Here is a 9,149-nt window from a genome sequence, read left to right on the forward strand (position 1 = left end):
ATCTGGATTTGCGCACCCACGGCGCGACGGGCGCCGGGAGGCGCTGTCACCTGCTGCGTTCACCTGCTGCGCCATCCCGTCTCGCCCGGCATCGGCGGGGTCTTCTCGCCGTACAGCCAGTCCTTGAGGAACCGGGTCAGATCCTGCCCGGACACCTCGTTGACCAGGCTGATGTAGTCGGCGGTCGAGGCGTTGCCGTCGCGGTGCCGGGCGACCCACTCGCGCTGCAGCCGCGCGAAGGCGTCCGTGCCGATCTTCTCGCGGAGCGCGTAGAGCACGACCGCCGAGCCGTCGTAGACGCTCTTGCGGAAGATGTCGGTCTTGTTTCCGGGATTGGCGGGGTGCAGCCTGGCCGGCGTTCCGTACTGCTTGCGCCAGGTGTCCGACTTCTCGTACGCGTCACGCGCCCGCGAGAGGGGCGAGGGGCCGCCCCGCTCCGCACCGTAGAGCCACTCGTACCAGGTGGCGTGCCCTTCGCTCAGCCACAGATCGTCCCACCGGTGCGGGGTGACGCTGTCGCCGAACCACTGGTGCGCCAGCTCGTGCACCATGACGGACTCCTTGTACCAGGTGGCGAAGCTGGTGGAGACGAACAGCTCCCGCTCGAACATGGAGAGCGTCTGAGTCTCCAGCTCGAAGCCGGTGGTCGCGTCGGCGACCAGCAGCCCGTAGGTCTCGAACGGATAGCCGCCCACCCGCCGCTCCATCCAGGACAGCTGTCCTGGCGTCTTGGCGAGCCAGGGCTCCAGAATGGCGCGGTCGGCGCGGGGCACCACGTCCCGCAGCGGCAGACCGTGCGGGCCCGAGTGGCGCGCCACGGCCGAGCGGCCGATCGAGACCTGGGCGAGCTCCGTGGCCATCGGATGGGCGAGACGGTACGTCCACACCGTGTCGTCCCCTCTGCGCTCCCGCCCCGTCAGCAGTCCGCCCGCCGTCACCGACAGTTTCCGCGGAGCGGTGATGCGGAAGGTGAAGTCCGCCTTGTCCGAGGGATGGTCGCTGCCCGGGAAGACGCGATGGGCGGCGTCCGCCTGGTTCGCCATGGCCAGCCCGTCCTTCGTACGGACCCAGCCGCCTGTCGCGCCGCTTTCCGTCGGACTGGTGTGCCGGACCTCGACGTGCAGTGAGGCACCCCAGGGCACCGGCAGGGCAGGCGTCACCACCAGGTCCTCGCCGGCACCGCGGTGCCCGGCGGGCAGGCCGTTGACGCGTACGGAGTGCACCGTGCCGACCGCGAAGTCGAGGTTGAAGCGGGCCAGGCCGCCGGGCTCGGTGACGCGGGCGTCGATGGCCGTACTCGCCTGGAGCGGCACGGTGTTGTCGCCGCCGTAGTCGAAGGAGATGTCGTACGCCCGCACGTCGTATCCCGGATTGCCCAGCGCGGGAAAGAGCCGGTCTCCGACACCGAGCGGGCCCGGCGCGGGCAACCCGGCACCGAGGAGCGCGAACGCCGTGGCGGTGACGGCCGCACAGGTGACGGCGCGGTGGGACCGTCGCGCCGTCCGGAAATATGAAATGACCTTCTTTTTCATGGTCTACGGCTATCAGCACACTGGTGCTCTCCCAGGGCGGCGCGGCAGCGACCCACCCGAAAGGAGTCGGAGCGGGGAGCGGCGGCGGAGGTCAGCGGGCGGGCAGGGGCCGCGCGGCACGCGTGACGTCGTAGACACCGGGGACGCGGCGCATGGCCCGCATGAGTGCGGGGAGCCCGGCGGCGTCGGGGAGTTGCAGCGTGTAGGTGTGGAGCACGCGGTGTTCGCGCGGTGGTTCGACGTCGGCGGAAACGACGGCCGCGCCCTGGACCGCGATGATCTCGGTCAGATCGGCCAGCAGGTGCGGGCGCCCCAGTGCCTCTGCGCGCAGCGTCACACGGCAGCCCACCGCACCCTGCTCCCAGCGCACGGGCACCGGGCGGCGGCCGGTGGACGTCATGCGGGTCACCGACTGACAGCCGTCGCGGTGCACGGTGACGGTGCCGCCGCGCACCGCGAACCCGGTGACCTCGTCGGGCGGCACGGGCGTACAGCAGCGAGCCAGTCGCACGACGGCGTCCGGATCGTCGGTGATGACGGAGGCGGCGCCTTCCGCGGCAACCGCGTGCTCGGGGCCGACCGGCCCGGCCGGATCTCGCGGACCTCCCGGGCCGACCACCGCGCCGGGGGCCGGCGGGGTGGCGGTGCGGAACGGTCCACCGCCCACGCCCGCCGAGGTCAGCTCCGTCTCGACCGCGGCCGGATGGGCGGCGAGCCAGTGCCGGATGGCGATCCGGGCCGCCGGGGTACGGGCGTGCTGCAGCCAGTCGGGAGAGGGCCCGGACGGATCGGCGGTCGCGGTGGGTTCCAGGAACAGCTGGAGCGCGTCCCCGTCCCGCAGCACCGTACTCAGCGCGGTCAGCCGCCCGTTGACACGCGCACCGATGCACCGGTGCGCCGCCTCGCCGTACCGGGCGTAGGCGGCGTCCACGCAGGTCGCCCCGGCGGGCAGCGGCAGCGCACCGCCGCTGGGCGCCGACCCGGCGCCCGGAGAGGCGCAGTAGACCGTGATCTCCCGGTCCTGGGCCAGCTCGTCGCGCAGCTCCGCCCAGAAGGTGTCGCTGTCGGTGGCGTGGCTCTGCCACTCCAGCAGCCGGGAGAGCCAGCCCGGACCCGGCTCTGCCGCGCCGTCCTCCTCCCCCGCCGCTCCACTCCGGGAGTCGCCGCGTGGATCACCGAGGGCGATCACTCCGGCCTCGGCGACACGGTGCATCTGCCGTGTCCGCACGAGCACTTCCGCCACCCTGCCCCGTTCATCGGCGAACGCGGTGTGCAGCGACCGGTAGAGGTTGAACTTCGGGGCCGCGATGAAGTCCTTGAACTCCGTGATGAGCGGCGTGAAGCAGGTGTGGAGCTCGCCGAGGACCGCGTAGCAGTCGGCGTCCTCCTCGACCATGATCAGAAGCCGTCCGAAGTCGCAGGCCCCCAGCTCTCCCCGCTTCACCCGCAGCCGGTGCACGGAGACGGTGTGCCGCGGCCGGATGAGAACCTGGGCGACGATGCCCGCCTCCCGCAGCACCCGCCGTACGGAGGTGGCCACCACCGTGAGCGGATCGGGCTGCCGGGCGTGCTCCGCGATCAACTCGCGGGCCAGTGCGTGCTCCTCGGGGTGCAGGATGGCGAAGACCAGGTCTTCCAGTTCGCTCTTGAGCGCCTGGACTCCCAGCCGTTCGGCGAACGGGATCAGCACGTCCCTGGTCACCTGGGCGATGCGGACCTGCTTCTCGGGACGCATCACGCTGAGCGTGCGCATGTTGTGCAGCCGGTCGGCGAGCTTGATCGACATCACCCGGACGTCATTGCCGGTGGCCACCAGCATCTTCCGGAACGTCTCGGGCTCCGCGGCGGCGCCGTAGTCGACCTTCTCCAACTTGGTGACGCCGTCGACGAGATAGCCGACTTCCTCGCCGAACTCCTTGCGCACCTGCTCCAGGGTGACCTCTGTGTCCTCGACCGTGTCATGCAGCAGGGACGCGGTCAGGGTGGTGGTCTCGGCGCCCAGTTGGGCCAGCAGCAGGGTCACGGCCAGCGGGTGGGTGATGTAGGGCTCGCCGCTCTTGCGCGTCTGGCCGCGGTGTGAGGACTCCGCGAGGACGTAGGCGCGGCGCAGTGTCGCCAGATCAGCGCGGGGATGGTGGGCGCGGTGCACCTTCGCGACGTGCTCGATGGCGTGGGGCAGACCGTCACGGCGCGGCGTCTGGCCCAGCAGGGCCGCGTGGCTCAGCTTCCGCAGACTCCTCATGGACACCTCCCGCTGTGCAACGCCCGGCCAGGCCCGGAGCTGTGATGGTACCGACCCCATCACATGCTGATGACCGGGTCCTGCGCAGCGTGAACGGGATCACCCGTTCGTGAGGTGTTCGTCCGCATGGCCGTTTCGCCGGGTGACCGTATCGCCGCGGCGTCTCCACCGCGCTCAGCCGGCCGGGCGCAGCCCGTCCAGGTCGACGACGCCCTCGGCGACGATCACGGCGGGTCCGGTCATCTCGATCTCGCCGTCGGCCCGTTCGGTGATCACCAGCTGCCCGCCGGGCAGGTCGACCGTGTACGTCACCGGCGCACCGCCGGCCGCCGGGTCCACCCCGTCGCGCCGCGCGGCGGCGACCATGACGGCGCACGCGCCCGTACCGCAGGAGCGCGTCTCCCCCGAACCGCGCTCGTGCACGCGCATGGCGACGTGCCGCGGGCCGCAGGCGACGACGAACTCGACGTTCGTACCGTTCGGGTAGGCGGCGGCCGGTTCGACCTCGGGTGCGTCCAGCAGCCTGCCCGCGTGCGCGAGGTCGTCGACGAAGGCGACCGCGTGCGGGTTGCCCATGCCGACGTGCAGGGCGGACCAGGCCCGCTCCCCGACCCGCACGCTTACCGCGCCGCCGGGCAGCGCCGCGGGTCCCATGCCGACGGTGATCTCGCCGCTGTCCTTGTCCAGATGCGTCCGCCGTACCCCGGCCCGGGTGGCCACCGCCACGTCTCCCGGCTCGGCCAGACCCGCCCGCTCCAGATAGCGCACGAAGACCCGCACGCCGTTGCCGCACATCTCCGCGACCGAGCCGTCGCCGTTGCGGTAGTCCATGAACCACTCGGCGTCGCCGGCCATCGCCCGCGCCTCGGGGTGCGCCGCGGACCGTACGACGCGCAGCAGCCCGTCGCCGCCGATCCCCGCCCGCCGGTCGCACAGCCGCGCGACGGCCTCCGGGGACAGCTCCAGCCGGCCGTCCGGGTCGGGCAGGATCACGAAGTCGTTCTCGGTGCCGTGTCCCTTGAGGAACGGCACCGGCCGCGCGCTGGTCATACTCGGATCGTACGGGAGACGGGCAGGCCGCCGTCTTCCCGGGCCGGGCCCTCAGGCCCTCAGCGCAGCCGGGCGACGCGCCAGATCGCGAGGGCGACCGCGGTGACGACGATCACCGCGTACAGCAGGACGATCCGCCAGTCCGTTCGCTCGCCCGAACCCCGCTCGGGCAGTCCCGGCCAGGTCAGGCCGACGCGCCGGGCGGCCATCGCGCCCCAGCCCGCCGCACAGCCGCAGATCAGCAGTCCCAGCATGGCGACTACGGCGCCGGTACCGCCACCGGGCTCGAAGGCGAGCGGGAAGGCGAACATCAGCGAGCCGAGCGCACCCAGCCCCACGATGGGGGCGAGCTGCCACAGCCGCAGCTTCCGCTGCGGACGCAGCTCGTGCGGCTCCTCCGGCGTCTGGGCGACGGCCGGGTTCTCGTCGGCGTCCTCGCGCCCGGCCTCGCGGTCACCGTGATCCGCGGGGCCGCCCGTGGGAAGGCCGTCGAAGTCCGTGAGGCCCTCGAAACGCCGGACAGACCCGGCGTGCCCGGCGCGCCGGCTGTCGTCGAGGGTGGTCTCCTCGTTGTCACGAGGGCTGGCCTCCATCGCCACCGCCCTCCCAACTAAGGCCGCAAGCTCCGAACGATGGTCGATGATGGCACGCCGCCATGGCCGCCACGGACGCGCGGCGCGTCCCGATGCCATCACGTGATCAGGCTGTGACCGGTCGTTCGACCAGTCAGCGGGGCCGGGACGTGCAGTCCAGGGTGGACGAAGCCCATCGCGCGGCCACGCCGCAGACGCCCTCGACCGGGAGGAGTCAAGACGCTGGGAGAGGTCCGGACAGCAAAGAAGCCCGGGGCCGCTGGCCTGGGGCTTTGTGGTGGAGCGGGTGACAGCAGGAGGAGGCCGGATCGACTGTTGCTGACCGCGGTTCCGGTTTTCTGGCATGCATCTGTCACGAGGTTACCGGAACGGGCCTGCCAGTGGTGCGGCGGGACGGTCAGTCAGGCCAATCTACCGACGCCACGACGAGTTGTGTGTCGTATCTTCGCGGCGATGCCGTGCCCGATGAAGAGGTAGACGAGAGCAGGCAGGCCGTAGTTGAGGACAAGGCGCAGGTGTTCGTTCTCCACTGTGGAAATGTTCTGCGACCAGCCGGCGATCCAGTACGCCATATCTTGCACGTACTGAACGAACAAGTTCGCTTGGCTGGCGCCGAACAGGTAGAGAACGATCCATAGGCCCACGAAGGCGGCTGCGATGTCGGCGATCGTGTGGACCACGAAGGCTGCCCATTTTGACGACGATTCATCACGTGGCCCGCCCTGTCGATGGCTTGTGGGGGCGGACCCGTAGACGTCACTCATGACGCTCCAATCTCTGTTTTGCACGTGCCTCAGGAGCATCGGAGGGCAGCCAGGCCGACGCCTCTTTCACTCGTCAGAGACCCGCCCCCCTGTCCGAAGTCGCTCCGATAACCTCGGCGGACTTCTATCCACTCTTCACATGCGGCTCATATGACCAGGCTCCGGGCGCTTCATCCTGGGGCGCCAGGTATGCATATTCAGGCTGCCAGGTGGAAGCTTGTGAGGGTTCGGTCGGTACTGCCGCAGGCACGGCCGGTTGACTGTGCTGGTGAGCTGGTTCGTTGATGTACGGCGCCTGGCTGATCGTGCGCTGTACTTCTTCAGCGGCTTGACGTGCCTGAGCGAGCACGTCGCCGTGCTCGTCAACGAGGCTGTCGTAGATCGGCGCTGCGTCACTGCCGTTCGGTGTCATGGTGAAAGGTCCTCTCCGTTCCTGGCATGAACTGATTCGTGTTTTCGTCCCCCGCGGGCGCAGGGTCGGGCGTTATCGCTGCAGCATCGAGTGATGATGAGGCAGACGCTTGTAAGCCAGTGGCTGTGGTGATAGAGCGGCCAACCCCGGCCACTCGGCGCCGGCATGGTCGCAGCCCCACAGAACCCAGCGGTTGTCACTGCTTCTGGCGCGCTTCGGCTTCCTTCTTCGCAGCTTGTTCCTACTGCTTGCCCTTTTCTTCCGCTCCCTTGCGGACTTCCTCTTCAGCCTTCTTGGCAGCTTCTTCTCGCCGCTTGCGTTCTTCCTCCGCTGCCTTCCGGCTCTTGTCGCCCTGATGATCTTGCGCCTCGTCGAGCAGCGCTGGCTCGTCCTCGGCGGGTGATGGAGTTGTGGTGGGGTCGTCCGGCCGAGGTGAGGGGGATTGCGATCCGGCCGGGGAAGGCGTTCGGCCTGGGCCGTCCGAGCCGGAGTTGAGCTGAAAGCCGACCAGACACGCGGCGAGGAAGACGGCCACCATTGCGGCCACGGCGGGGATGGTCGAACGGCGGGAGCGCAGGCCGGGTGCGCGAACGAGGGACGGCGAATACCTAGAGGTACCTCCGTCCTGCTGCGTCGCGCCGACGGCCCCGACAAGACGGGCGGTATCCGAGTCCCCGGTCAGGAAGTGGGCGACTTGTGCGGTCGTCGGACGTGCTGCGGGGGCCTTGGCAAGCATGAGGAGCGTGAAGTCGGCCAGCGCCTCGGGTATGCCGGGGCGCAACTCGGTGGGTGGATGCGGTGCGGCATCGACGTGCTGGTACACCACCGCGGCCGGATCACCTGTGAACGGCGGATGCCCGCACAACGTCTCGTACAGGACACAGCCCAGCGCGTACACGTCGCTCTCGGACCCGGCCTCGTCGCCCATGCCCCGCTCCGGGGCGAGGTAGGCGGTGGTGCCGAGCAGTTCTCCCGTCGTGGTCAGCGCTGAGGTTGTCGCCATCACTGCCCGGGCAATGCCGAAATCTGCCACTTTGACCGTGTCATCAGCGGTCAGCAGCAAATTGCCCGGCTTGATGTCCCGGTGCACCACTCCGTGTGCGTGAGCGGCTGCCAGACCGATGGCGGCCTGTCCGGCGAAGTGTCGCGCCTTCTCCACGTCGAGCGGGCCGCGCTCGGCCAGCTCGTCCCGCAGGCTGCGTCCCGGCACCAGTTCCATCACCAGGTAACCGCGCCCGTCTTCCTCGCCGAAGTCGTAGGCAGCGACCAGGTTCGGGTGGTTCAACCGGGCAGCGGTCTGCGCCTCGCGCCGGAATCGTTCCGCCGCATCCGGCGCTGCTGTGTGTTCGAGCAGCAGCTTGACGGCGACGTCACGTTCGAGGGTGGTGTCCCGGGCCTGCCACACCTCTCCCATGGCGCCGCGGCCCAACAACTCCACCAACCGGTACCGCCCTGCTACCAGCACGAACTCACCTCCCTCAGCGGTGCGAAACCATCTACCTCTACGTATGCTCCGCATGCGGCCTGGACCAGCCGGCCGCACATCTTTCTGCGCCACAGGCCATGCGGCCGTCACACCAATCCCGTGAAATACGTGTGAACGTCTCGCAACGGCCTCTACTGGCATGTACTGGCATGCTTCTCGAATCACGTAACGACTTCACGGCAGGCTTCGCAGAGAGGATCGTGGGCCGGAACCACCGCGCCCAAAAGCAGCCCGAGAAGGGCAGGCACGAAGCCCCCTCGCCGGGGTGCGGCAGCCCTGTCGCCATTACCCTGTCTGCCCCGGGACATTTCGCACCACACCAGATGGGACTGTCATGAGCCACACCCACGAGCCCGCCCCACCAAGCCATCGCGAGATCCATAATGAGTCGGCTTCGAAGCGGACGGCTCTGATCGTTCACACGATCGCCGACGTCGCCGCCGCGCTCCTGGGCCTGTGGATCGCGCTATCCCTGCTGGGAGCCAACCAGGGGAACGTCTTCGTCCAGTTCGTGCAGAGCATGGCCGACTGGCTCGCCGGCTGGTCACAGGACATCTTCACGATGGAGAACGAACACGTACGCTTCGCCCTCAATTACGGACTTCCCGCTGTCGTGTACCTCTTCATCGGCCATGGCATCGCCGCGAAGATACGTCGAGGGTGACCGAAGTCATAGCCGTCAGGAATGGCACTCAGAGTTGGTGAATATTGAGTGACTACATCTCCACCGCATATTCACTTCTCCGGATGACGGCTCATGGTGGCGCATTTACCCGCCGCTGCGGGCGGTAGCCATAGGGCAACCACTCACCGGGTGTGCTCGACCGTATTCAGCTGTATCGGCTGGCGGCTCTTCAAGGCTTTCTTCTCCGGTTAGCCACAGAGCGAGGTCGGTGGAGTCTCAATGGCTGGGCCAAGCCTGCAAGCAATCTTGAAAACCGTCGTGGCAGCGATGTCACCGCGGGTTCACATCCCACCGCCTCCGCGCTGAGAGCAGGCAACTCGGCCCCCGACCAGGCAAGTTGACGCTGTTGGTTTATTCGGGGGTGGCTTTTACTCGGCCCTGCTGA

General features: G+C 69.0%; 8 protein-coding genes. 1 reads left to right on the forward strand and 7 read right to left on the reverse strand.

The window, feature by feature from the left end:
• Window positions 1-59: 59 nt before the first annotated feature.
• From ACRDP3_RS14970 to ACRDP3_RS15000, 7 genes are all read right to left on the reverse strand, one after another.
• On the reverse strand, window positions 60-1,532 hold the full coding sequence (locus tag ACRDP3_RS14970) for a M1 family metallopeptidase (RefSeq protein ID WP_431517428.1): 1,473 nt from the start codon (window positions 1,530-1,532) through the stop codon (window positions 60-62).
• Window positions 1,533-1,623: 91 nt separating this feature from the next.
• Entirely contained in the window at window positions 1,624-3,774 is a 2,151-nt protein-coding gene (locus tag ACRDP3_RS14975; protein ID WP_431517429.1) for a RelA/SpoT family protein, read from the reverse strand.
• Between the two features lie 174 nt (window positions 3,775-3,948).
• Window positions 3,949-4,824 carry a diaminopimelate epimerase gene (gene dapF / locus ACRDP3_RS14980; RefSeq protein ID WP_431517430.1) on the reverse strand — a complete coding sequence of 292 codons (876 nt, stop codon included), beginning with the start codon at window positions 4,822-4,824 and terminating at the stop codon, window positions 3,949-3,951.
• Between the two features lie 59 nt (window positions 4,825-4,883).
• Window positions 4,884-5,417, reverse strand: coding sequence for a hypothetical protein (locus ACRDP3_RS14985; protein ID WP_431517431.1), 534 nt, complete (start codon window positions 5,415-5,417; stop codon window positions 4,884-4,886).
• Between the two features lie 401 nt (window positions 5,418-5,818).
• Window positions 5,819-6,181, reverse strand: coding sequence for a hypothetical protein (locus tag ACRDP3_RS14990; RefSeq protein ID WP_431517432.1), 363 nt, complete (start codon window positions 6,179-6,181; stop codon window positions 5,819-5,821).
• 124 nt (window positions 6,182-6,305) lie between these two features.
• On the reverse strand, window positions 6,306-6,593 hold the full coding sequence (locus tag ACRDP3_RS14995; RefSeq protein ID WP_431517433.1) for a hypothetical protein: 288 nt from the start codon (window positions 6,591-6,593) through the stop codon (window positions 6,306-6,308).
• 241 nt (window positions 6,594-6,834) lie between these two features.
• Window positions 6,835-8,169: a protein kinase domain-containing protein gene (locus tag ACRDP3_RS15000; RefSeq protein ID WP_431517434.1), complete on the reverse strand. Its 1,335-nt coding sequence runs from the start codon at window positions 8,167-8,169 to the stop codon at window positions 6,835-6,837.
• A gap of 244 nt (window positions 8,170-8,413) precedes the next feature.
• Here ACRDP3_RS15000 and ACRDP3_RS15005 point away from each other — a divergent pair, with 244 nt between their 5' ends.
• On the forward strand, window positions 8,414-8,743 hold the full coding sequence (locus tag ACRDP3_RS15005; protein WP_431517435.1) for a hypothetical protein: 330 nt from the start codon (window positions 8,414-8,416) through the stop codon (window positions 8,741-8,743).
• The last annotated feature ends 406 nt before the right edge of the window (window positions 8,744-9,149 follow it).

The organism is Streptomyces sp., assembly GCF_050698815.1.
Classification (GTDB): Bacteria; Actinomycetota; Actinomycetes; order Streptomycetales; family Streptomycetaceae; genus Streptomyces.

Excerpts from the sequence above, each read along its gene's own strand:
- ACRDP3_RS14990 (WP_431517432.1), bottom strand. The coding sequence starts at position 6,181 with ATGAGTGACGTCTACGGGTCCGCCCCCACAAGCCATCGACAGGGCGGG.
- ACRDP3_RS14975 (WP_431517429.1), bottom strand. The coding sequence starts at position 3,774 with ATGAGGAGTCTGCGGAAGCTGAGCCACGCGGCCCTGCTGGGCCAGACG.
- ACRDP3_RS14985 (WP_431517431.1), bottom strand. The coding sequence starts at position 5,417 with ATGGAGGCCAGCCCTCGTGACAACGAGGAGACCACCCTCGACGACAGC.
- ACRDP3_RS14970 (WP_431517428.1), bottom strand. The coding sequence starts at position 1,532 with ATGAAAAAGAAGGTCATTTCATATTTCCGGACGGCGCGACGGTCCCAC.
- ACRDP3_RS15005 (WP_431517435.1), top strand. The coding sequence starts at position 8,414 with ATGAGCCACACCCACGAGCCCGCCCCACCAAGCCATCGCGAGATCCAT.
- ACRDP3_RS14995 (WP_431517433.1), bottom strand. The coding sequence starts at position 6,593 with ATGACACCGAACGGCAGTGACGCAGCGCCGATCTACGACAGCCTCGTT.
- dapF (WP_431517430.1), bottom strand. The coding sequence starts at position 4,824 with ATGACCAGCGCGCGGCCGGTGCCGTTCCTCAAGGGACACGGCACCGAG.